This is a genomic window from Streptomyces sp. NPDC051567, assembly GCF_044454165.1.
Lineage (GTDB): Bacteria > Actinomycetota > Actinomycetes > Streptomycetales > Streptomycetaceae > Streptomyces.
This window is the reverse complement of record NZ_JBITDK010000013.1, coordinates 157,766-179,541: the sequence shown is the minus strand read 5'-3', so window position 1 is coordinate 179,541 and position 21,776 is coordinate 157,766. Positions and strand designations below refer to the sequence as shown.

The window sequence follows — 21,776 nt, the reverse complement described above, 5'->3', positions numbered from 1 at the left end:
CTTGCCGGCCGGGGCGTCCTTCGTCCCGGGTGAGGATTAAGAGGATATCGAGTCCCCGGCGGTTCCCTCCCGGGCCGTGTCCCTGAGCTGCCCCTGAGACCGACCCGGGAATCTCCCGTACTCCTTGGGGCGTAAGCCGCCCGCGGGGGTCGCGGGTGGGGTCACGCGTCCCGCTTCTTCAGGACCAGGTAGCCGCCGAGCACGGCGGCCAGCGTCCACAGGGCCATGATCCCGAAGCCGCCCCAGGGGCCGTAGGGGGTCTGGGTGCCGTCCATCGCCGCCGGTACCACCTGGATGATCTTGGAGCCGGCCTGGTCCGGGAAGTACTGGGCCACCTTCCGGGTCGCCGAGACCGCCCCGAGGATGTTCGACACGAGGAAGAAGAACGGCATCAGGATGCCGAGCGCCAGCATCGGGCTGCGCAGGATCGTGGCCACGCCCATCGAGAAGAGCGTGATCATGGCCATGTAGAGCCCGGCGCCGATCACCGCGCGCAGCACGTTCTCCTCGCCGATGCCCACGCCGTGGGAGCCCAGGATCGCCTGGCTGAGGAAGAAGGAGAGGAAGCTGGTCACCAGGCCCGTGACCAGGGCCAGCCCGGTCGCGACGAGGAGCTTGCCGAAGAGGAAGCCGCCGCGGCGCGGCACCGCGGCCAGCGAGGTGCGGATCATGCCCGAGCTGTACTCGGAGCCGACCACCAGGACGCCGAAGACGATCATCGCCAGCTGTCCCAGGCTCATCCCGGCGAAGCTGGACAGGGTCGGGTCGAAGGTGACCTGCTGCTCCGCGGGCATGTCCTGGAAGGAGGAGGCGATGAACGCGCACAGCGCGACGCTGATCCCGACCGTGACCACCAGGGCGGCGATCAGGGTCCAGATCGTGGAGGAGACCGTGCGGATCTTGGTCCACTCGGACAGGAGGACGGCGGGGAAGGAGCCCATGGTCACTCGCCGCCCTTGCGCGTCGCGTCGAACCCGGCGCCCCAGGCGGGGACGTCGGCGGGCCGGGCCGGGTCGCCGGTGGCCGTACCGGCCGGGGCCGGTCCGCCGGGGAGGCCGGCGCCCGGGGCGTGGGCGTGGTACTCGACGGAGTCCGCCGTCATCCGCATGAACGCTTCTTCCAGTGAGGCCCGTTGCGGGCTGAGTTCGTGCAGCACGATCCGGTGCTGGGCGGCCAGCTCGCCGAGCCGCTCCGGGCCCACGCCGTCGACCTCCAGCGCGCCGGTGTCCGGGACGTCGACGGAGGTGATGCCGGCCGCGTGCAGGGTGTCCTTGAGCTGTTCCGGCTGCGGTGAGCGGAGCCGGACGTAACTGCGGGAGTTCTGCTGGATGAAATCGGCCATGGACAGGTCGGCGAGGAGCTTTCCCTGTCCGATGACGACCAAATGGTCTGCGGTCAGTGCCATTTCGCTCATCAGGTGGGAGGAGACGAAGATCGTCCTTCCCTCCGAGGCCAGGCCCTTCATCAGATTGCGAATCCAGAGAATTCCCTCGGGGTCCAGACCATTGACGGGTTCGTCGAACATCAGGATTTCCGGATCACCGAGGAGCGCGGAGGCGATCCCCAGCCGCTGCCCCATGCCGAGCGAAAATCCTTTCGATTTCTTCCTGGCCACGGGCGTCAGGCCGACGAGGTCCAGCACCTCGGTGACCCGGCGCTCCGGGATGCGGTTCGACTGCGCCAGGCACAGCAGGTTGTTGTAGGCGCTGCGGCCACCGTTCATGGCCTTCGCGTCGAGCAGCGCTCCGATGTACTTCAGTGGCTCCGGCAGGTCCCGGTAGTGCTTCCCGTCGATCCGGACCGTTCCGCTGGTCGGGTTGTCGAGGTCGAGCATCATGCGCATGGTCGTGGACTTCCCCGCCCCGTTGGGGCCGAGGAAGCCGGTCACCACCCCCGGTCTGACCCGGAAGCTGAGGTGGTCCACGGCGGTCTTCGCGCCGAAGCGCTTCGTAAGGCCCTCAAGCTCGATCATGGGGCTCACGCTAGAACGCCGAAGGGCCGTACGCCACCTCGGAAAGAGGTGAGGTACGACCCTTGTCCCGGCGCTTGCGCGGCCGGGTCCGGCCAGGTCTGCGGGGTGCCCGCCGGACCGGTGACTACCGGGTCTGCTGCGCCGGGACGCCGCGGGTGACCGGCTCGTCGTCGATCGGGGAACCGGCGGCGGCCACCGCCGCGCCGGTCAGCGTGGCCAGCATCTCGCGGACGTTGGTCAGCTGCGCGTTGATCGAGTCGCGGCGGTTGGTGAGCGCCGCCAGCTCGCGCTCGGACTCGCTGCGGATGCGGTCGGCCTTGGCGTTGGCGTCGGCCACGATGTCCTCGGCCTGGCGCTGCGCGGTCTCCACGGTCTGGCGGGCCCGGCGCTCGGCGTCCGTACGGAGCTTCTCGGCCTCCAGACGCAGCTGCTCCGCGCGGTGCTCGATCTCGGCGAGACGCTTCTCGGCCTTGGCCTGACGCGAGGCCAGGTCGCGCTCGGACTGCTCACGGCGCTTGGCGAGGTTGGTCTCGAAGTCCGCGGCGGCCTGGGCGGCCTTGGCGCGGGTCTCCTCGAAGAGCGCGTCGGCCTCCTCGCGCTTGGAGGCCGCGTCCTTCTGGGCCTCGGCGCGCAGGGTGGAGGAGTCGCCCTTGGCCTTCTCGACGATGCGGACGCCCTCGTCCTCCGCCTTCGACTTGCGGTCGGCGGCGAACGACTCGGCGTCGTTGCGCACCTGCTGGGCAGCCGACTCGGCCAGCTCACGGTGCTGCTCGGCCGCGCGACGGGCCTCCTCGCGAAGGTCCTTCGCCTCCTCCTCGGCCAGCCGCAGGATCTTCTCGACCCGGGCGCCGAGACCGGCGTACGACGGCTCGGCGTCGCTCACCTGGGCCTGGGCGTTCTGCGTTTCGAGGTGCAGCTCCTCGATCCGCTTTTCCAGAGAGTTGATACGTCCAAGGGCGCTGTCGCGGTCGGAGACCAGCTTGGTAATGCGGTCGTCCACCTGACCGCGGTCGTAACCACGCCGCACGAGCTCGAAGCCGAAGGGGGAGGAAGTGTCGCTCATGGGGTTCCTGTCGAATGAGACGATGAGGTGCTACGTGAGTGAGGTGTTGAGGGGAATCCTAGGCGCCAGGGCGGCGTGTCATCGAGTCAATCCGCGTTTGATCTGGACAATGACACCCCTTTTGAGTGGCGGGACCACGGAGTGCTTGTCGCCCGCCCGCCTGAACATCCGTCAGAACCACACATCTCCGGTCGTTGGCTAGCCTTCTGACGTCTTGCCACCCGAACGGGTGGAACCCGCTGCCGCGCCGGCCTTCACGCCCCCCGAGCCCTGGCCACCGGCCGCGGGCCTCGCGCCACCCGAAGGCGCCTCGAATGACTCCAACGCCTCAAGAACGTCCTGGACACGGGAGATCTCCGCCTGGATGTCCTCACGCCGGCGCACCAGGACCTCCAGCTCGCCGCGGCCCTCGTCGACGATCCGCGCCGCTTCCGCCCGCGCCTCGGTGAGGGCCGCGTCGGACGCCCGGACCACGTCGGCCTTCTTCTGCTCGGCCTCCTTGAGGAGCGCCTCCGCCTTGCGCACCGCGGCGATACGGACCTTGCTCGCCTCGCTGCTCGCCTCCGACACCAGCGACTTCGCCTTCGCCTCGGCCTCGACGCTCTGCTCGGTCGCCGCCCGCACCAGCTTGTCCACGCGCTCGCCCGCCGACTTCATCTGCTCGGCCGACTCCCGGCGGGCCCGCTCGTGCAACTCCTCGACCTCGGACTCCACCCGGCCGCGCAGCTCCTCCGCCCGCTCCCTTATGGCCGACGCGTCCGTACGCGCCCCGACCAGCAGCTCGTCCGCGTCCGTACGGGCCTTCTCCACCAGGGAGTTGCCCTCGACGGTCGCCTCCGAGGTGATCCGTCCGGCCTCCTCGCGGGCCGCGTCCACCATCGCGTCGGCCTGCTCCTCGGCCGACGTGGTCGCGGCGAGGGCCCGCTCCCGGGCGTCCGCCGTGAGCCGGTCCGCCTCCGCGGACGACTCGGTGACGAGCCGGTCGGCCTGGGCCGCGGCCTCGCTGCGCCGCTTGTTGGCCTCCTCGCGGGCCTCGTCCAGCAGCCGCTCGGACTCCGTACGGGCCTCGGCGCGGGTCCGCTCCGCCGCCTGTGCCGCCTGCGCCTCGACCCGTCCGGCCTCCGACCGGGTCCGGGCCGCGTGCTCCTGCGCCGAGGACAGCGCCTGCGACGCCTGCGCGCGCAGCCGCTCCGCCTCGGTGGCCGCCTCGCCGACCGTCGCCGCGTTCTCCTCGCGGGTCCGCTCGGTGAGCCGTTCCGCTTCGGTCGTGGCCTCGGTGATGAGGTGGTCGGCCTGTTCGGCGGCCTCGGTGCGCAGCCGTCCGGCCTCCGCGCGGGCCTCGTCCAGCGTCTGCTCGGACTCGCGCTCGGCGCCCGCCAGGGTCTCGTTCGCCGCGACCGTGACCCGCTCCGCCTCCGCGGTGGCCTCGCCGATGACCCGGCCGCCCTCCGCACGGGCCTCGTCCAGGGTCCGCGCCGCCTCGGTGCGCAGCCGCTCCGCCTCGGTGGCGGCCTCGCCGACCGTCGCCGCGTTGGCTTCGAGGGTCTCCTCGGTGAGCCGTTCCGCTTCGGTCGTGGCCTCGGTGATGAGGTGGTCGGCCTGTTCGGCGGCCTCGGTGCGCAGCCGTCCGGCCTCCGCGCGCGCCTCGTCCAGGGTCCGGGCCGCCTCGGTGCGCAGCCGCTCCGCCTCGGTGGCCGCCTCGCCGACCGTGAGCTCGTTGGCCGCGCGGGTCTCGGCGACCAGCCGGCCGCCCTCCGCGCGCGCCTCCTCCAGCGTCAGCGCGGCGTCCCGCTCCGCCCCGGCCAGGGTCCCGGCCGCCAGCCCGGTGAGCCGTTCCGCTTCGGTCGTGGCTTCGGTGATGAGGTGGTCGGCCTGTTCGGCGGCCTCGGTGCGCAGCCGTCCGGCCTCCGCGCGGGCCTCGTCCAGGGTCCGGGCCGCCTCCGTACGGGTGGCGTCCGCCGCCGCCGCGGCCTCGGTGGTGATCCGCTCCGCCTCGGCGGTGGCCTCGCCGACCGTCGCCGCGTTGGCTTCGAGGGTCTCCTCGGTGAGCCGCTCGGCCTCCGCCGTCGCCTCCGAGACGAGCCGCCCGCCCTCGGCGCGCGCCGCCTCCAGCTCCTGGGCCGCCTCGCCGCGGATGCGGTTCGCGTCCTGCCGGGCGTCCGCCCGGGTCCGGGAGGCGTCCCGCTCGGACGAGGCCAGCGCGTCCGTGGCCTCGGTCCGTACCCGCTGCGCGTACTCGGCGGTGTCGCCGCGCAACTGCTCGGCCTCGGCGATCGCGTCGCCGACCGTGCGCTCCGCCAGCGCCTTCGCCGCGTCCGTCTCCGCCCGCGCCTCGCTGCGGATGCGGTCGGCGTCCCCGGTGGCCCGCTCGCGCTCCGAGGAGGCGTCCGCGCGCACCCGGGCGGCCTCCTCCTCGGCCTCGGTCCGGGTCCGCCCCGCCGCCTCCTCGGCCGCGCCGCGCAGCCCGGCGATCTCCTCCTCGGCCTGCTCGTGCAGCCCGGCCACGGAGTCCCGTACCTGCTGGGCGGTGGTCTCCGCCGCCGCCACCAGCTCCGACGCGCGCCGCTCGGCCTCCTCGGTCAGCCGGGCCGCCTCGGCCTGGGCCTCCTCCGAGCGCCTGCGGGCCTGCGCCAGCAGCTCCTCGCTCTGCTCACGGGCCTGCGCCCGCTCGTTCTCCGCGTCCGTCCGGGCCGACGCCAGCGTCTGCTCGGCCTCCCGGCGCCGCCGGGCGGCCTCCTCCTGGGCGGCGGCCAGCGCCTCCGCGGCCTCGGCCGCGACCCGCTCGCCCGCCGCCTTCGCCTCCGCGCGCAGCCGGTCCGCGGTCTCCTGGGCCTCCGCGCGCACCCGCTCCGCCTCGGCCTCGGCCTCACCGCGCATCCGCACGGCGGACTGCTCGGCCTCCGCGCGCGCCCGTCCGGCGTCCTGCGCCGCCTCCGTGCGCAGCTGGTCGGCCTCGGACTCCGCCTGGGCCTGGAGGCCGCGGACCCGCTCGGCCGCCTCGGCCCGCAGCCGGTCGCCCTCCTCGGCGCTCTCCCGGCGGATGCCCTCCGCCGCCGTGCGGGCGTCGCGCAGCGTCTGTTCGGCCGTGGTCAGCCGGGACTCGGCGTCCGTCTGGAGCCGGCCGAGCTCCTCCTCGGCCTCCGCGCGCTTCGCGGCCAGTGCCTGTTCGGTCTCCTCGCGCCGGCTCCGGGCCGCCGCGTCCGCCTCGGCGCGCACGCTCTGCGCGTGCTCCGCCGCCTCGGTGTGCAGCAGCTCCGCCTCGGCGCGGGTGCGCTCCAGGGTCTCTTCGGCCTGCCGGCGCAGCGTGGCCGCCCGCTCGACGGCCTCGGAACGCACCCGCTCGCTCTCGGCGCTCGCCCCGCCGCGCAGCTCGTCCGCGTCCGCCTTGGCCTTGCCGAGCAGCTCCTCGGCGGTCCGGGCCGCCTCCTCGATCTGCTGGACCGCCTCGCGGCGGGCCTCGCCCCGGATGCGTTCGCCCTCGGCGACGGCCTCCGCGCGCAACTGCTCGGCCTCGCCGCGCAACCGCCGGGCCTCCGCCTGGAGTTCGACCGTACGGGCCCGGTACTCCTCGGTGTCGTCCTTCGCGGCGCCCTTGAGCTGGTCGGCCGTGGCCGCCGCCTGGGCGCGCAGCCGTCCGGCCTCCGCCTCGGCCTCGCCCCGGATGCGCTCGGCCTCCTCGGACGCGGCCCGGGTGGTGGCGCGGGCGTCCTCGGACGCCTTGTTCAGTACGTCCTCGGCGGTGCGCGCGGCCTTCGCCAGCTGCGCCGCCGTGTCCTCGGCCGCGGTGGTACGGGCCTGCTCGGCGACCTCGGCGCGCAGCCGCTCGGCGTCCGCGCGGGAGTCCGCCAGCGCCTGCTCGGCCTCGGCCCGCAGCGCCTCGGCCTCCTTGGTGGCCTCGCCGACCAGCCGGGCCACCTGCTCCTTGGCCGTCCGGGTGCGCTGCTCGTTGACCGACTCCGCCGACGCCAGCTGCCGGGAGGCGCTCTCCCCGGCCTCCGCGAGGAGCTTCTCGGCCTCGGCGCGGGCCCCGCGCAGCGTGCCGTCCGCCTCCTGCACCCGGGACTCGGCCACCCGGCCCAGGTCCAGGGTCTGCTGCCGGGTCTGCTCGGCCTCGGCGGTGGTGGTGGTGCGCAGCCGCTCCGCGTGCTCGGTGGCCTCCTGGGCCTGCGCGGAGGCGGCGGTCAGCAGCCGCTCGGCCTCCTTGCGGGCGCGCAGCAAGGTCGACTCGGCCTCGGCGCGGGAGGTCTCCGCGTCGGCCGCGAGCCTGCGCCGGGCCTCCTCGGCGAGCCGGGCGGCCTCGGCGCGGGCGCCGTTCAGCGACTGCTCGGCCTCGGCGCGGGACTCGTCCATGAGCCGGCGCGCCTGGGACTCCGTACGGGCCCGCAGCTGCTCGGCCCAGGCCACGTTCTCGTTGACGTGCGCCTCGACGGTCTGGCGGCGCTCGTTGAGCTCCTGGTCCAGCCGCTGGCGCCGGTTGACGGCCTCGGTGTGCAGCTCGGCCTGGAGCCGTGCCTGGTGCTCGGCGTGCTCCTGGAGGATGCGCTGGGTCTGCGCCCGCGCGTCCCGCAGCTCGCGTTCGGCGTCCGAGCGCATCTGGTCGGCCTGGATCTGAGCGTTGCGGAGCATCTGCTCCGCCTGGTAGCCCATGTCCGCGCCGTCGTAGGCGGGGCGGGACGCCAGGGCCCGGCGCACCTCGTGGAGCTTGGCGCGCAACACCTCGACCTGGTACCCCAGGTCATCGGCGTGCTGGACGGCCTTCCCGCGTTCCTTCTTCAGCCGCTCCATCTCGGCCTCGAACCGCGAGAGATGGTCGGCCTCGGCCTGATGGCTCTCCTGGCTTTCGTAGCCCCGCACAGCGCGGTCCCATCCGTCCCCTGGTCGCAAGCTCACTCCCAAATGAGCACCGTCCGCCCGCTGAACGGCGCCCCCGGGGAATCGTGTCAGATACCGGGGCAGAGGTCACAGGACCCGACCCCGTCTCCGCACCGAACCCCGGCCGAGCCAGTGCCACTCTACCGGCCGGGGAATCGGGGCATCAGTGCCGCGGGGCGGCGGTGACCAGTTCCGTGAGCACGCCGTGGCAGTCCTTGGGGTGCAGGAAGGTGATCGAGGAGCCCATGGAGCCGGTGCGGGGCTCGTCGTACAGGACGCGGACGCCCTTGCCGCGGATGACCTCGGAGTCGCCGTGGACGTCCTCGGTGCCGAAGGCGATGTGGTGGACCCCCTCCCCGTTCCTGGCCAGCCACTTGGCCACCGCGCAGTCCTCGCGGACCGGTTCCAGGAGCTGGATGTAGGAGGCGCCGCCGTCGGAGGTCCCGTTGATCCTCAGCATGGCCTCGCGGACGCCCTGCTCCTCGTTGACCTCGGTGTGGAACACCTCGAAGCCGTACGTGGCACGGTAGAACTCGACAGTCCTGTCGAGGTCGGAGCAGGCGATCCCGATGTGGTCGATTCTTGTCAGCATGGGACCAGTGCACCGCCGGGAGGCCGGTCACGCAACGTGCGCGCGATCACACCGGCAGCCCGGTGACCGCCGCCGTACCGCTCAGTACATTGAAGTAAACCCTCGTTCACTTCTCAGCTTCCCCGCTGAAAGGGGATTCGCCCTCATGACCGGATCGAACCACACCACTTCCGTGATCGTCGCCGGGGCACGCACGCCCATGGGACGGCTGCTCGGTTCGCTGAAGTCCTTCTCGGGCACCGACCTCGGAGGCTTCGCCATCAAGGCCGCACTGGAGCGGGCCGGGATCTCCGGCGACCAGGTGCAGTACGTGATCATGGGCCAGGTCCTCCAGGCCGGTGCGGGCCAGATGCCGGCCCGCCAGGCGGCCGTCAAGGGCGGCATCCCGATGAGCGTGCCCGCGCTCACCGTCAACAAGGTGTGCCTGTCGGGCCTGGACGCGATCGCCCTCGCCGACCAGCTCATCCGCGCCGGGGAGTTCGACATCGTGGTCGCGGGCGGCCAGGAGTCCATGACCAACGCGCCGCACCTGCTGCCCGGTTCCCGCCAGGGGTACAAGTACGGCGCCGTCGAGGTGCTCGACTCGATGGCCCACGACGGCCTCACCGACGCCTACGAGAACATCGCGATGGGCGCGTCCACCGAGAAGCACAACGCCCGCCTCGGCATCGGCCGCGCCCCGCAGGACGCCTTCGCCGCCGCCTCGCACCAGCGGGCCGCCGCCGCGCGCAAGAACGGCCTCTTCGCGGCCGAGATCACCCCGGTGGCCGTCCAGGGCAAGGGCGAGCCGATCGTCGTCTCCGAGGACGAGGGCATCCGCCCGGGGACCACGGTGGAGACCCTCGCCGGGCTGCGTCCGGCCTTCGCGGCGGACGGCACCATCACCGCCGGCTCCTCCTCCCCGATCAGCGACGGCGCCGCCGCCGTGGTCGTGATGAGCCGGGCCAAGGCCGAGGAACTGGGCCTGGAGTGGCTCGCCGAGATCGGCGCCCACGGCAATGTGGCGGGCCCGGACAACTCGCTCCAGTCGCAGCCGTCGAACGCGATCCTGCACGCCCTGGCGAAGGAGGGCCTGGACGTCGCCGACCTGGACCTCATCGAGATCAACGAGGCGTTCGCGGCGGTCGCCGTGCAGTCGATGAAGGACCTCGGCGTGACCTCGGAGAAGGTGAACGTCAACGGCGGCGCGATCGCCCTCGGGCACCCGATCGGCATGTCCGGCGCCCGCCTGGTCCTGCACCTGGCGCTGGAGCTGCGGCGCCGGGGCGGCGGAACCGGCGCCGCGGCGCTCTGCGGCGGCGGCGGGCAGGGCGACGCGCTGATCGTGCGCGTCCCGCGATGAACACGGTGCGGGAGGAGAGGCGCGGGTGGTAGCGCGATGACGACGGTGGACGTCCCCCTGCTGGTGGCCCAGGCCCGGGAGGGCCGGCCGCGCGCCGTGGCCCGGCTGATCTCCCTGGTCGAGGGGGCGTCCCCGCAGCTGCGGGAGGTGATGGCGGCCCTGGCCCCGCTGACCGGCGGGGCGTACGTGGTGGGCCTGACGGGGTCCCCGGGCGTGGGCAAGTCCACGACCACCTCGGCCCTGGTCTCCGCGTACCGCAAGGCGGGCAGGCGGGTCGGCGTGCTCGCGGTCGACCCCTCCTCGCCCTTCAGCGGGGGCGCGCTCCTGGGCGACCGGGTGCGGATGTCGGACCACGCCTCCGATCCGGGGGTCTACATCCGCTCCATGGCCACCCGGGGCCACCTGGGCGGCCTGGCCTGGGCCGCCCCGCAGGCGATCCGGGTGCTGGACGCGGCCGGGTGCGAGGTGATCCTCGTCGAGACGGTCGGGGTCGGGCAGTCGGAGGTGGAGATCGCCTCGCAGGCCGACACCTCGGTGGTGCTGCTGGCCCCCGGGATGGGCGACGGCATCCAGGCCGCGAAGGCGGGCATCCTGGAGATCGGCGACGTCTACGTGGTGAACAAGGCGGACCGGGACGGCGCGGACGCCGCCGCCCGGGAGCTCCACCACATGCTGGGCCTGGGGGAGTCCCGGGGCCCGGGGGACTGGCGTCCGCCGATCGTCAAGACCGTCGCCGCCCGTGGCCAGGGCATCGAGGAGCTGGTCGAGGCGCTGGAGAAGCACCGGGCGTGGACGCGGGAGCGCGGGGTGCTGGCCGAGCGGCGGACGGCTCGGGCGGCGCGGGAGGTGGAGACCATCGCCATCACCTCGCTGCGGGCGCGGCTGGCGGACCTGCACGGTGACGCCCGGCTGGACGCGCTGGCGGCCAGGGTCGCGACCGGCGAGCTGGACCCGTACACGGCGGCGGACGCGCTGCTGGACAGCCTGGCCGAAACCTGACCCCGCCGGGCCTGGTGGGGTCAGGTTCCGGTGGGGGCGGGGTGCGGCCCGCCCCCACCGGTCAGGCCCGGCCCGATCAGATCCGGTCCGGCCCGGGTCAGGCCTTGCCGCGGTTCTCCCGGAGGTGGTCGGCGACCGGGCCCAGCGAGGTCCGGAGCGCCGCCAGCGCCTCCGGCGGCAGCAGGTCGATGAAGTGGCGGCGGACGGACGCCACGTGGTGCGGGGCGACCTTCCGCATCGTCTCCATGCCCTCGTCCGTGAGCACCGCGTACAGGCCGCGGCGGTCGGACTCGCAGTTCACCCGGCGGACCAGCCCGGCCGCCTCCATACGGGTGATCTGGTGGGACAGCCGGCTCTTGGACTGCAGGGTGGCGGTGGCGAGGTCGCTCATCCGCATCCTGTGGTCCGGCGACTCCGAGAGGTTCACGAGGATCTCGTAGTCGTTGTTGGTGAGCCCGAAGGGCTGGAGATCCTTCTCCAGCTGGTGCATCAGCAGTCTGCTGACGTCCAGGTGGGTGCGCCAGACGCACTGTTCGGCATCGGTCAGCCAGGGGGTTTCCCCGGACGGGGTCCGGGGGAAGGTGGCCGTCTCGGTCTCGATGGTCTCCATGAATGAATTCTACCTAAGAAGTTGAATTACGTACAAAAAATGGGAGGAAGATCGGGAAGGAAGATCGGGGAGGGACCGCGAAAGGGCTGCCAAGGGGCTCAGAGCCCGAAACGGCGCTGGAGATCACCCAGCTGCCCCGGCATCCGGGGCACGCCCAGCTGACCTGCGGAGCCCTGTGACCCGGGGCCGCCGTGACCACCGTGGCCGCCGCCCGGGACGCCCGGCTCCGCGTCGATCACGCCCACCGCACGCTCCGGCATCAGCATCTCCGACGACTGGAGCAGCACCGTCCCCGCCCCCACGAACTCGAACTGGTGCTCCTCGCCCGAGGCGCCGCCGGCGCCGGTCAGCGCGCGCAGGCCGCCCATGACGCCGGACAGGTAGCCGTGGTCGTAGTGGTGGCACGGCGAAGGGCAGTCCGCCCAGCCCACCAGCGCCTGCGGGTCCACCCGCAGCGGCGGCTCCATGAAGACCACCGGCCCGTTGGACGCCGCCACGAACGTGCCCGTCCCGATCAGCGTCAGGAACCCCGGGACGATCGACTGCTTCAGCGCCAGCGAGGGCTGGTACGCGAGCAGGTTGCCCGACCTGATCGTCAGGTTCCCGTTCTCCAGGTCGTACGAGTTCACGTCGAAGGCCCGGTCGGCCAGGAGCATCTTGCCCTGCCCCTCGGCCACCACCCAGTCGCCCGCGTGCACCGGCGAATGGAAGCTCGTGCGCAGCAGCCGGTCGAACCGGCCGTGGCCGATGCCGTTGAACTCGATGTTCCCGTAGTACGCGATCATCTTGCCCTTCTGCAGGAACCACTGGTTCCCCTTGAGCTCCACGCAGAAGGTGTACGGGTTCACGTTGTCGTCGCGGGGCAGGGTGTACGGATCGAAGACCTCCGGACCACCGGCGCCGCCCGGCGCGGGAGCGTGGATCACAGCTTCTCCTCCGATGCCTGGACGAACACCGCACCCTGACCCGACAGTTCCAGCTGGAACGCCTCGCCCGAGCCGCGCCCCACCATGTCCCGCCAGCCGAGCGCGGTGGAGAGCCGGTTGCGGAGTTCGCCGTGGTGGGCGACGTACGCCTGCGGGTCCACGTGGACCGGGCGCTGCGGGGTGACGGGGAGTTCGACGACCCCGCCGTGGGCCATCACGGCGACCGAGCCGTGGCCCTTGAGCGTCGTGGTGAACAGGCCCTGGCCGGTCACCTGGCCGCGCACCACGCCCATGACCCCGCCCTGCGCGCCCAGGAACACGGTGCCCTGCTGGAGGGCGCCGTCGAAGGCGAGGAGCCGGTCGGCCTCGACGTGCAGGGTGTCCCCGGCCAGGTTGATCACCTGGATGTGGTGACCGCCGTGGCCGAAGAGCACCGTGCCGTTGCCCTCGACCGTCATCAGCGGCGTCTGCTCGTTCGCCACCCGGCGCCCGATCATGCTCATGACCCCGCCCTGGCCGCCGGTCAGGCTCGGGGTGAAGGAGACCTCGCCGCGGTAGGCGAGCATCGCGCCGCGCTGGCTGTACATCCGCTGCCCCGGGACGAGCTGGGCCTCGACCACCTTCGGGTTGATCTCACGGAACGGCATCAGATCTCGCCCCCGACGGTGTTGCGCTCGCTGGGCTGCACGTACACGAGCCCCTCGCCCTCGAAACGGATCTGGAACGCCTCGCCGGAACCCTCGCCGATCAGCGTGCGGAAGTTCACACCGGACTGGAAGGACTGCCGCAGGCCGCCGGTGTGCGCGATGTACGCGCCCGGGTCCACGGAGAGCGGGTACGCGGCGCTGACGCGCAGCACCACCGCCGGGCCGTCGGACAGGATCGCCGCCCGGCCCGAGCCCTCGACGGTCGTGGTGAACAGGCCCCCGCCGTGGGAGGCCCCGCGCAGGCCGGTGAAGGCCGTCCCGGTGCGCAGGCCGGCGTCGGCGCACAGCAGGTTGCTGGACTCGACGTACAGCTTCTCGCCGTCCAGGCCGACCAGGTTGATCTCGCTCGCGCGGTCGGCGAAGAAGCAGGTGCCGTGTCCCTCGACCTCCATCACGGTCATCTGCTCGCCGGTCAGCCGCCGGGTCACCATCCCCCGGAGCCCCTCACCGCCGCCGGTCATCTTCTTGAAGGTCATCCGGCCGTCGTACGCGACCATGGAGCCGTTCTTCGCTTTGACGGCGTCCCCGGTCAGGTCGACGGCGAGCACCTTGCTGCCTTGGAGTCGGAACTGAGCCACGGGAAGACGGTATCGGCAGCGGGCGGGTACGAACAGGGCCCTGTGGCCGATATCCCGCCCATCCCGTCACACCCGGACGGCCGGGGCGCGGGCCGGACGCGGTCGCCGGGTGCGGTGGGCGGCGCGCGGTGGCCGGGCGCGTCGTGGGTCCGGGGGCCCGGGTCAAGATCGCGCAAAGCGGCTGAGACACTGGGACCGCCCCCCGGCCGCCACCCCCCGAAGGTTCCACGTGGACATCAAGACCGCCTCCGCCCTGCACCGGCTGCGCCTCATCTCCGTACCGGAGGCGCTCTCCTTCCCGGCCCTGCTGATCTTCGGCTCGCTGCTGAGCCGGGTCTCGGACATCGACTACCTGATGATGCCGCTCGGCATCATCCACGGCATCCTCTTCGTCATCTACGCGGTCTTCCTGCTGGACGTCTGGTACCGGGCGAAGTGGCCGTTCACGAAGGCCCTCCTGTTCTTCGTGCTCGCGGTGGTCCCCTTCGGCGGTCTCTACGGCGACAAGATCCTCAAGCGCGACGAGGCCGACAGCGTGATCGCGGCCCGCGCCCGAGAGGCGGCCGACGCGTGATCGTCGCGTTCTCGGTGACCCCGCTGGGGGTCGGCGAGGAGGTCGGCGAGTACGTCGCCGACGCCGTCCGGGTCGTGCGCGAGTCCGGGCTGCCCCACCGCACCGACGCGATGTTCACCACCGTCGAGGGCGACTGGGACGAAGTGATGGACGTGGTCCGGCGCGCGGTGGCCGCGGTGGAGGCCCGCGCCCCCCGGGTCTCCTTCGTCCTCAAGGCCGACATCCGCCCCGGTGTCACCGACGGCATCACCTCCAAGGTGGAGACGGTGGAACGCCACCTCGCCACGGACTGACCAGCCTGCGGGGCTTCACGCGGGTGGACGGCCTGGCCTTGCGGTCGGTGAGAGCGGTGAGAGCGGTGAGCATCCCGCTGTCGTGGACCGGGATTGCGGTGCTCACGCGGTGTGTCCTGGACGTGTACCTGTCCGATCCGGTCCGTGGACGAGGCCGAGGGCGGCTTCGATCTCCTGCCGCTCCTGCTCCGTCAGCTCCCCGGTCGCCGCGTCCGCCTCCGAAGGCGCCCTCGTGGCCTCGGCTTCCGACGCCGCGATCAAGGCGTCCACGCCCGCGAACTGTGCCTCTACGGTCTCGGTCTCCGCGATCTGCCGCGTGGCGGCGTGCACGAGGTAGGCCGAGACGCCCAGGCCGGCCCGCTCGGCGTGCTGCCTGATGCGCTCGGCGGGGTCCTCGTGGTCGGGGATCAGATCGACCAGGATTCCCACCCGCCCGTACGCGTCCTCGACCCGCGCGCCGATGTCCGCCCGTGTGATCACTGGTGCCCCTCGGGGTGCCCCTCGGGGTGCCGCCGCATGAAGACGTTGCAGTCGGTCACGGTCGTCATGTCGCCCCCGGCCCGCGCCCGGTCCCGTACGCTCGCGAGCTCGGCACAGCCCGCACAGCCCTCGGCGGGGGTCGGCTCCGGCTCCATGCGCAGCGGCAGTTCGATGGGTGCGGTGCTGTACCGCGTCGGCTCCGTCATACGTTGATCGTGGCGCCGGGCGACGTAGGTCCACAGGGACGGAACGTCCTACTCTCGCGACGCTACTCGGCGACTCCGAGGAACTCGGCGAGCCTGCGCAGGCCCGGCGGTCGTGCGGGTCCGTTCCACAAGTCGCTGACGACGGCGACGGCCAGCGTGTGGTGACGCATCCACCCGGGGGCCACCCGCCGTAGCCTCTCAAGTGCTCCCACGGCCCCGGCGGCGTCCCCCGTGTCGGCGTGCGCGCGTGCCACGTCCAGCAGCAGCCATGTCCGCCACGAGGGAGGGATGTCCTTGCTCAGCCGTATGTCCTTGGCCAGTGTCAAGGCTTCCTCGGGCCGCTCGTGCTGCACGGCCAGGCGGACCCGTTCGATGCGCACCGACGACCGGCTGAACACCGACACCAGCTTGCCGTCGACCGGGGGCGGGAGCGCCGCCAGGCGGCCCGCCGCCTTCTCGGCCGTCACCATCATGTCGTTGGCGGTCGCGTAGTCGTCGCTCCGCGCGTACGAGGTGGCCGCAGACATCAGCAGCCCCCCCCACACGCGGACACCCTCCGACGTACCCGTGTACTCCCGCTCCACCCCGTCCGCGGCGTGAACGGCCAGGCTCCGGGCGTCGTCCAACCGGGCTTGGCGCTGGTAGGCCCACGCGACCGAGTTCGACACCATCGGGGCGAGCAACGGGTCCGACGAGTCCCCGGCGGCGGCGTAGGCCCGCTCCAGGGCCGAGAGTGCGAGGTCGGTCTTACCGAGACGGATGGCCAGGTGTCCGCCGAGTTGCAGAGCCTTGCCGAGCGCCGCCTGTCCGGCCGCCCGCTGGTCCGGGTTCCCTGCCGCGGCGAACAGGCGCGCGTCCGCGATGATGCCCGGCAGCACGTCCATGAGGCGGCCGAACTCCGCCGCGTGGTAGAGCGTCCAGCCGTCCGCCAGCTCGGCCCGCAGAAGGGACAGGGACAGCCGTTCCGCCCCCGCCGGTTCAACGGGCGGAGCGAACAACGGCGGCATGATCGCGCGCCGGACGGCGACGAGCTGCGGCGGGTCGGCCGCACCACTGGACGGGACTCCCGGCGGGTCCCCCAGAAGGGCCGTCAGCTCCACACCGAGCCCCTTGGCGAGTGAATGCAGCGTCGGTAGGCGCGCGCTGTGCTTCCGGTGCTGCTCAAGCTTCCGGATCACGTCCACGGACACGCCGGACCGTTCGGAGAGTCCCTCTTGAGTGAGGTCAGCAAAGCGCCGCAGCCTGGCCACGCGGTCGCCCAGGTGCTCAGTAGCCATGCCCCGAAACTACGCCTGATCGGTACGGGGGCGTCAGCGATCCCCGCTTCGCGCACGCCACCTCACACGTACAGTTTCAGCGCGGTTCGGGAGACGGCTCGTCCGACGTCAGGCACAGCGCGTCGTCGGCGCACATCCGGCCGGCCCTGCCACCGGCCGGGCCGGCCGCCCCGTCTCCGGCCTCCCCGGCCCGGCTCAGTGGGTGGGGGTGAGGAGGCGGTGGAGCCAGTGGGTGCGGGTGTGGTGGGCGGCCCGGCTGAGGGCGGCCCCGGGGGCGAGGGTGTCGAAGCCGTGGAAGGCGCCGGGCCATACGTGGAGTTCGGCCCGGCCGCCCGCCCGCCAGATCGCGTCGGCGTAGGCCACGGCCTCGTCCCTGAGGGTCTCGGCCGACCCGACCTCGATGTAGGCCGGGGGCAGCCCGGACAGGTCCGTGGCGCGGGCGGGGGCCGCGTAGGGCGGCAGGTCCGCCGCGCCGTACCGGTCACCCAGCAGGGCCTGCCAGGCGGTCGCGCCGGAGGTCCGGTCCCAGGTGTCGGCGCCGTCCATCTGGTGGCTGGAGAACGTGGCGCCGCGGTCGTCGAGCATCGGGGACAGGAGCAGTTGCCCGACCGGTACGGGGCCGCCCCGGTCGCGGGTGAGCAGGGCGAGCGCCGCGGCGAGTCCGCCGCCCGCGCTCTTCCCCCCGACGACGACGCGGTCCGCGTCGATGCCCAGGTCGGCCGCGTGCCCGGCCGCCCAGACGAGTCCGGCCCAGCAGTCCTCCACCGCTCCGGGGTACCGCGTCCGCGGGGCCGGCCGGTACGCGACGGAGACGACGGCCAGCCCCAGCGGGAGCGCCCATCCGCGGAGCAGCCGCGGGAGCACGGACCACGCGTTGCCCGTGACCATCCCGCCACCGTGCAGGTAGTACAGCAGCGGCAGCGGCCCGGTGACCCCGGCGGGCCGGGCGCTCACGAGCGTGACGTCCGGCCCGCCCGGCGCTCCCGGCACGCGGACCTCGTCCACCTCGAAGCGGCCGTCGGCCCGGAGGTCGCGGACCGTCGGCCTGGGCCGGGCCGCGGCGTCCCGCTCCTGCCGGGCCGCGAGGTTCTCCGGGGTGAGCGGCCCCCCGGCCCGGCCGCCCGAGGCCGCCAGCGCCGCCCGCAGCTCGGGGTCGAACGGGGGCGCCTGCCGGGCCGCCGGGGCGGGGCCGGGCTCCGAGGACGGGCCGCCGGCGCCCGTGCTCATGACCGGCCGTCCCGCCGGGCGGGGAACGCGTGCGCGAAGTCCATGCGGGGCAGTCAACCACCGGCCGGGCACGGGCCGCAGCCCCTCCGCGGCCCCTCCGCGGCCGACCCGCGGCCCCCGGTCAGGGGCGCGGGCCCGCAGGCTGTCACCCCGGCACGGCCCGCCCGTACGGGGCCGGGGGCCGAGGTGTGAGACGGGTCCCGGCGCCCGACGGGCGCCCGGTAGGGTCTGCTCCGTGCCCAAGCCGCTCAGCCTGCCCTTCGACCCCATCGCCCGCGCCGACCAGCTCTGGCAGCAGCGCTGGGGGCCGGTGCCCTCGATGGCCGCCATCACCTCGATCATGCGGGCGCACCAGATCCTGCTGGGCGAGGTCGACGCGGTGGTCAAGCCGTACGGGCTGACCTTCGCCCGGTACGAGGCGCTGGTGCTGCTCACCTTCTCCAAGGCGGGGGAGCTGCCGATGTCGAAGATCGGCGAGCGGCTGATGGTGCACCCGACCTCGGTGACGAACACGGTGGACCGCCTGGTGCGGTCCGGGCTCGTCGCCCGGCGCCCCAACCCGAACGACGGCCGCGGCACCCTCGCCTCCATCACCGAGAAGGGCCGCGAGGTCGTGGAGTGCGCTACCAAGGCCCTGATGGAGGTCGACTTCGGCCTCGGCGCCTACGACGCCGAGGAGTGCGAGGAGATCTTCGCGCTGCTGCGGCCCCTGCGGGTCGCCGCAGCGGACTTCGACGAGCGGTAGGAGCGGTAGGAGCGGTGGGCTCCAGGCCGGGGCCGCGGGGCTCCGGGGGTGGGGCGCGGGCGCCGGACGGGCTCGCTCCGCTCCCCGGGTCAGCGGGGACATTCCGGGCGGTTAGGCTCGTACGCATGAAACGAAGCGTGCTGACCCGCTACCGCGTCATGGCCTACGTGACCGCGGTCATGCTCCTGATCCTCTGTGCCTGCATGGTGGCGAAGTACGGCTTCGACACCGGCGCCGGCCTGACCTTCGCGGTCTCGCAGACGCACGGCGTCCTCTTCATGATCTACCTGGTCTTCGCCTTCGACCTGGGCTCCAAGGCCAAGTGGTCCTTCGGCAAGCTGCTGTGGGTCCTGGTCTCCGGGACGATCCCGCTGGCCGCCTTCTTCGTCGAGCGCACCGTCCGCGCCGATGTCGAACCCCTCATCGAGGGCTCCCCGGTCACCGTGCGGGCCTGACCGGACCGGAGCCGGATTCCGGCTCCCGTACTCGCGCGGCGCTGGAGCCGGACACCCCCGGGGCGAGTCCCCGGGGGTTTGCCATCGACATTTACTAGGACGTCCTAGTAAATTCATGGGTATGGAAGCTGACGCCATCGAGGAGGGCCGCCGTCGCTGGCAGGCCCGGTACGACAAGGCCCGCAAGCGCGAGGCCGCCAGGGAATGGACACGAACCACGCTCTCCGGCGATGCCGTCGATCCGGTCTACGGGCCCCGGCCCGGGGACGCGTACGAGGGCTTCGAGCGCATCGGCTGGCCGGGGGAGTACCCGTACACCCGCGGCCTGCACGCCACCGGCTACCGGGGGCGGACCTGGACGATCCGCCAGTTCGCCGGGTTCGGCAACGCCGAGCAGACCAACGAGCGGTACAAGATGATCCTGGCCGCGGGCGGCGGCGGCCTCTCCGTCGCCTTCGACATGCCGACCCTGATGGGACGGGACTCCGACGACCCCCGCGCGCTCGGCGAGGTCGGGCACTGCGGGGTCGCCATCGACTCCGCCGCCGACATGGAGATCCTCTTCCGGGACATCCCGCTCGGTGACGTCACGACCTCGATGACCATCAGCGGGCCCGCCGTACCCGCCTTCTGCATGTACCTGGTCGCCGCCGAACGGCAGGGCGTCGACACCGCCGTGCTCAACGGCACGCTCCAGACCGACATCTTCAAGGAGTACATCGCCCAGAAGGAGTGGCTCTTCGAGCCCGAGCCGCACCTGCGCCTCATCGGCGACCTGATGGAGTACTGCGCGCAGGGCATCCCGGCGTACAAGCCGCTGTCCGTCTCCGGCTACCACATCCGCGAGGCCGGGGCGACGGCCGCGCAGGAACTCGCGTACACCCTCGCCGACGGCTTCGGGTACGTGGAGCTCGGACTCTCGCGCGGGATGGACGTGGACGTCTTCGCGCCCGGCCTCTCCTTCTTCTTCGACGCGCACCTCGACTTCTTCGAGGAGATCGCCAAGTTCCGCGCCGCCCGCCGGATCTGGGCGCGCTGGATGAAGGAGGTGTACGGGGCCGAGGCCGACAAGACGATGTGGCTGCGCTTCCACACCCAGACCGCCGGGGTCTCCCTGACCGCGCAGCAGCCGTACAACAACGTCGTCCGCACCGCCGTGGAGGCCCTCGCGGCCGTCCTGGGCGGCACCAACTCCCTGCACACCAACGCCCTCGACGAGACCCTCGCCCTGCCGAGCGAACAGGCGGCCGAGATCGCCCTGCGCACCCAGCAGGTGCTGATGGAGGAGACCGGGGTCGCCAACGTGGCCGACCCGCTGGGCGGCTCCTGGTACGTCGAGCAGCTCACCGACCGCATCGAGGCCGAGGCCGAGAAGATCTTCGACCAGATCAAGGAGCGCGGGACGCGCGCCCACCCGGACGGCCGCCACCCCATCGGGCCGATCACCTCGGGCATCCTGCGCGGCATCGAGGACGGCTGGTTCACCGGGGAGATCGCGGAGTCGGCCTTCCAGTACCAGCGGTCGCTGGAGAAGGGCGACAAGCGGGTCGTCGGCGTCAACGTCCACCACGGGTCGGTCACCGGGGACCTGGAGATCCTGCGGGTCAGCCACGAGGTCGAGCAGGTCCAGGTGCGCGAGCTGGCCGCGCGCAAGGAGCGGCGCGACGACGCGAAGGTGGCGGCCGGGCTGGCCGCGATGCTGACCGCCGCCCGGGACGGGTCGAACATGATCCCGGCCATGCTGGACGCGGTGCGCGCGGAGGCCACGCTGGGCGAGATCTGCAACGTGCTGCGGGACGAGTGGGGCACCTACACGGAGCCGCCCGGCTTCTGAGCCCGTCCCCGGCCCCGTCCCCGCCGCCGCGAGGCCGGTCATGGCGCCCTGTGCGGTGGCGCCATGACCGGCCTCACGCGCGCGTTGCCGGTGCCTGGCCCCGGGCTTCGGGCCCGGTGGCGCGGGCCCGCGCCCCGGCGGGCAGGTCCGGCGGGCAGGTCCGTCGGGCCGTCACCGGCCCCGGAGGCCGTGCATCAGGAGGGTGGTGAAGGCGGCCACCCACACCTCGTCCACCGGCTCGGAGCTGACCAGGGCGCGGTGCACCACCGTGCCCGCGATCACGTCGAAGATCAGGTCCGTGGCGCGGCCCGCGTGCGAGGCGTCCGTCTCCTGCGGCAGCTCCCCGCGCAGCCGGGCCCGCTCGCGCCCCAGGACGACGAGACGTTTCTGCCGGTCCACGATCGCCGAGCGGATGCGGTCGCGCAGGGCCTCGTCCCGGGTGGCCTCGGCGACCACCGCCATCAGGGCCGTACGGGCCTCCGGGCGCCGCAGCAGCTCCGCGAACCGCAGGACCACGTACGCGACATCCGCTTCGAGGGAACCGCGGTCGGGGAGTTCGAGCGTGTCGAAGAGCTCCGCCACCGCGTCCACGACCAGCTCGTTCTTGCCCGCCCAGCGCCGGTAGAGGGTGGTCTTCGCGACCCCGGCCCGCGCCGAGACGTCGCCCATCGTCAGCTTCGACCAGCCCAGTTCGACCAGCGCGGCCCGGGTCGCGGCGAGGATCGCGGCGTCCGCGGCGGCGCTGCGGGGACGGCCGGTGCGACCGGTCGGGGGGCCGGCGGCGGGGCTGGGGTTGCGCATGGCGGTGACCTTACCGGCCGGTAGCCGGGGCGCCGGGGGTCACGTCACTGTGGTTCAGATCACGCCACGGTCCGCGGCCGGGAGAAGTCCGGGAGGAGTTACGCTACGGCCCGTAGCGTAAGAGCGACAACCACGCGAAATGCTGCTGGCGCCAGGTGGGGACCCGGCGCCGTCACGTACCACCGGTCACGCACCAGCAGGGTGATTCAGGCGGTCTTTTTCG

The 21,776-nt window shown here is 73.0% G+C and carries 21 protein-coding genes; 7 read left to right on the top strand and 14 right to left on the bottom strand.

Annotated features, from left to right (window positions below; translation table 11 throughout):
- Positions 1-161: 161 nt before the first annotated feature.
- From ACIA5F_RS17220 to mce, 5 genes are all read right to left on the bottom strand, one after another.
- Positions 162-941 carry an ABC transporter permease subunit gene (locus tag ACIA5F_RS17220; RefSeq protein ID WP_399353722.1) on the bottom strand — a complete coding sequence of 260 codons (780 nt, stop codon included), beginning with the start codon at positions 939-941 and terminating at the stop codon, positions 162-164.
- 2 nt (positions 942-943) lie between these two features.
- On the bottom strand, positions 944-1,972 hold the full coding sequence (locus tag ACIA5F_RS17215; RefSeq protein WP_399353672.1) for an ABC transporter ATP-binding protein: 1,029 nt from the start codon (positions 1,970-1,972) through the stop codon (positions 944-946).
- 124 nt (positions 1,973-2,096) lie between these two features.
- Positions 2,097-3,035, bottom strand: a complete 939-nt coding sequence (locus ACIA5F_RS17210; protein WP_399353670.1) for a cellulose-binding protein — start codon at positions 3,033-3,035, stop codon at positions 2,097-2,099.
- A gap of 198 nt (positions 3,036-3,233) precedes the next feature.
- On the bottom strand, positions 3,234-7,889 hold the full coding sequence (gene scy / locus ACIA5F_RS17205) for a polarized growth protein Scy (protein ID WP_399353668.1): 4,656 nt from the start codon (positions 7,887-7,889) through the stop codon (positions 3,234-3,236).
- 181 nt (positions 7,890-8,070) lie between these two features.
- A complete protein-coding gene (gene mce, locus ACIA5F_RS17200) occupies positions 8,071-8,499 on the bottom strand; it encodes a methylmalonyl-CoA epimerase (protein ID WP_399353666.1) in 429 nt (142 codons plus the stop codon).
- Positions 8,500-8,644: 145 nt separating this feature from the next.
- On the opposite strand from mce, the gene ACIA5F_RS17195 reads away from it, so the two are divergent.
- Both ACIA5F_RS17195 and meaB read left to right on the top strand, forming a co-directional pair.
- Positions 8,645-9,841: an acetyl-CoA C-acetyltransferase gene (locus ACIA5F_RS17195; RefSeq protein WP_399353664.1), complete on the top strand. Its 1,197-nt coding sequence runs from the start codon at positions 8,645-8,647 to the stop codon at positions 9,839-9,841.
- A gap of 36 nt (positions 9,842-9,877) precedes the next feature.
- Positions 9,878-10,840, top strand: a complete 963-nt coding sequence (meaB, locus tag ACIA5F_RS17190) for a methylmalonyl Co-A mutase-associated GTPase MeaB (RefSeq protein ID WP_399353662.1) — start codon at positions 9,878-9,880, stop codon at positions 10,838-10,840.
- A 97-nt stretch (positions 10,841-10,937) separates the two neighbouring features.
- Here meaB and ACIA5F_RS17185 read toward each other — a convergent pair whose 3' ends face one another.
- The 4 genes from ACIA5F_RS17185 to ACIA5F_RS17170 form a co-directional block, all read right to left on the bottom strand.
- The gene (locus tag ACIA5F_RS17185) at positions 10,938-11,441 is read right to left on the bottom strand and encodes a MarR family winged helix-turn-helix transcriptional regulator (RefSeq protein WP_399353719.1); all 504 of its coding nucleotides are present in this window, start codon (positions 11,439-11,441) and stop codon (positions 10,938-10,940) included.
- Between the two features lie 107 nt (positions 11,442-11,548).
- Positions 11,549-12,376: an AIM24 family protein gene (locus ACIA5F_RS17180; protein WP_399353660.1), complete on the bottom strand. Its 828-nt coding sequence runs from the start codon at positions 12,374-12,376 to the stop codon at positions 11,549-11,551.
- Positions 12,373-13,023 carry an AIM24 family protein gene (locus ACIA5F_RS17175; RefSeq protein WP_399353658.1) on the bottom strand — a complete coding sequence of 217 codons (651 nt, stop codon included), beginning with the start codon at positions 13,021-13,023 and terminating at the stop codon, positions 12,373-12,375. The genes ACIA5F_RS17180 and ACIA5F_RS17175 overlap by 4 nt, the downstream gene beginning before the upstream one ends.
- Positions 13,023-13,661 carry an AIM24 family protein gene (locus ACIA5F_RS17170; protein ID WP_399353656.1) on the bottom strand — a complete coding sequence of 213 codons (639 nt, stop codon included), beginning with the start codon at positions 13,659-13,661 and terminating at the stop codon, positions 13,023-13,025. The genes ACIA5F_RS17175 and ACIA5F_RS17170 overlap by 1 nt, the downstream gene beginning before the upstream one ends.
- A 229-nt stretch (positions 13,662-13,890) precedes the next feature.
- Between ACIA5F_RS17170 and ACIA5F_RS17165 the strand changes: the two genes are divergently transcribed.
- Together ACIA5F_RS17165 and ACIA5F_RS17160 are read left to right on the top strand one after the other, a co-directional pair.
- Positions 13,891-14,235 carry a DUF3817 domain-containing protein gene (locus ACIA5F_RS17165; protein WP_399353654.1) on the top strand — a complete coding sequence of 115 codons (345 nt, stop codon included), beginning with the start codon at positions 13,891-13,893 and terminating at the stop codon, positions 14,233-14,235.
- Positions 14,232-14,528, top strand: coding sequence for an MTH1187 family thiamine-binding protein (locus ACIA5F_RS17160; RefSeq protein WP_399353652.1), 297 nt, complete (start codon positions 14,232-14,234; stop codon positions 14,526-14,528). The genes ACIA5F_RS17165 and ACIA5F_RS17160 overlap by 4 nt, the downstream gene beginning before the upstream one ends.
- A 102-nt stretch (positions 14,529-14,630) precedes the next feature.
- Here the strand turns inward: ACIA5F_RS17160 and ACIA5F_RS17155 are convergent, their stop codons facing one another.
- From ACIA5F_RS17155 to ACIA5F_RS17140, 4 genes are all read right to left on the bottom strand, one after another.
- Positions 14,631-15,008 carry a hypothetical protein gene (locus ACIA5F_RS17155; RefSeq protein ID WP_399353650.1) on the bottom strand — a complete coding sequence of 126 codons (378 nt, stop codon included), beginning with the start codon at positions 15,006-15,008 and terminating at the stop codon, positions 14,631-14,633.
- Positions 15,005-15,214, bottom strand: a complete 210-nt coding sequence (locus ACIA5F_RS17150) for a hypothetical protein (RefSeq protein ID WP_399353648.1) — start codon at positions 15,212-15,214, stop codon at positions 15,005-15,007. The genes ACIA5F_RS17155 and ACIA5F_RS17150 overlap by 4 nt, the downstream gene beginning before the upstream one ends.
- A gap of 62 nt (positions 15,215-15,276) precedes the next feature.
- Entirely contained in the window at positions 15,277-16,491 is a 1,215-nt protein-coding gene (locus tag ACIA5F_RS17145) for a helix-turn-helix domain-containing protein (protein ID WP_399353646.1), read from the bottom strand.
- 195 nt (positions 16,492-16,686) lie between these two features.
- Positions 16,687-17,718, bottom strand: coding sequence for an alpha/beta hydrolase (locus tag ACIA5F_RS17140; RefSeq protein WP_399353644.1), 1,032 nt, complete (start codon positions 17,716-17,718; stop codon positions 16,687-16,689).
- A 235-nt stretch (positions 17,719-17,953) separates the two neighbouring features.
- Here ACIA5F_RS17140 and ACIA5F_RS17135 point away from each other — a divergent pair, with 235 nt between their 5' ends.
- From ACIA5F_RS17135 to ACIA5F_RS17125, 3 genes are all read left to right on the top strand, one after another.
- Positions 17,954-18,463, top strand: a complete 510-nt coding sequence (locus tag ACIA5F_RS17135; protein ID WP_399353642.1) for a MarR family winged helix-turn-helix transcriptional regulator — start codon at positions 17,954-17,956, stop codon at positions 18,461-18,463.
- Between the two features lie 125 nt (positions 18,464-18,588).
- Positions 18,589-18,918: a DUF3817 domain-containing protein gene (locus tag ACIA5F_RS17130; protein ID WP_399353641.1), complete on the top strand. Its 330-nt coding sequence runs from the start codon at positions 18,589-18,591 to the stop codon at positions 18,916-18,918.
- A 121-nt stretch (positions 18,919-19,039) separates the two neighbouring features.
- Positions 19,040-20,752 carry a methylmalonyl-CoA mutase gene (locus ACIA5F_RS17125; RefSeq protein ID WP_399353639.1) on the top strand — a complete coding sequence of 571 codons (1,713 nt, stop codon included), beginning with the start codon at positions 19,040-19,042 and terminating at the stop codon, positions 20,750-20,752.
- A 171-nt stretch (positions 20,753-20,923) separates the two neighbouring features.
- On the opposite strand, the gene ACIA5F_RS17120 is transcribed toward ACIA5F_RS17125, so the two are convergent.
- On the bottom strand, positions 20,924-21,553 hold the full coding sequence (locus tag ACIA5F_RS17120; protein ID WP_399353637.1) for a TetR/AcrR family transcriptional regulator: 630 nt from the start codon (positions 21,551-21,553) through the stop codon (positions 20,924-20,926).
- Positions 21,554-21,776: the final 223 nt, after the last annotated feature.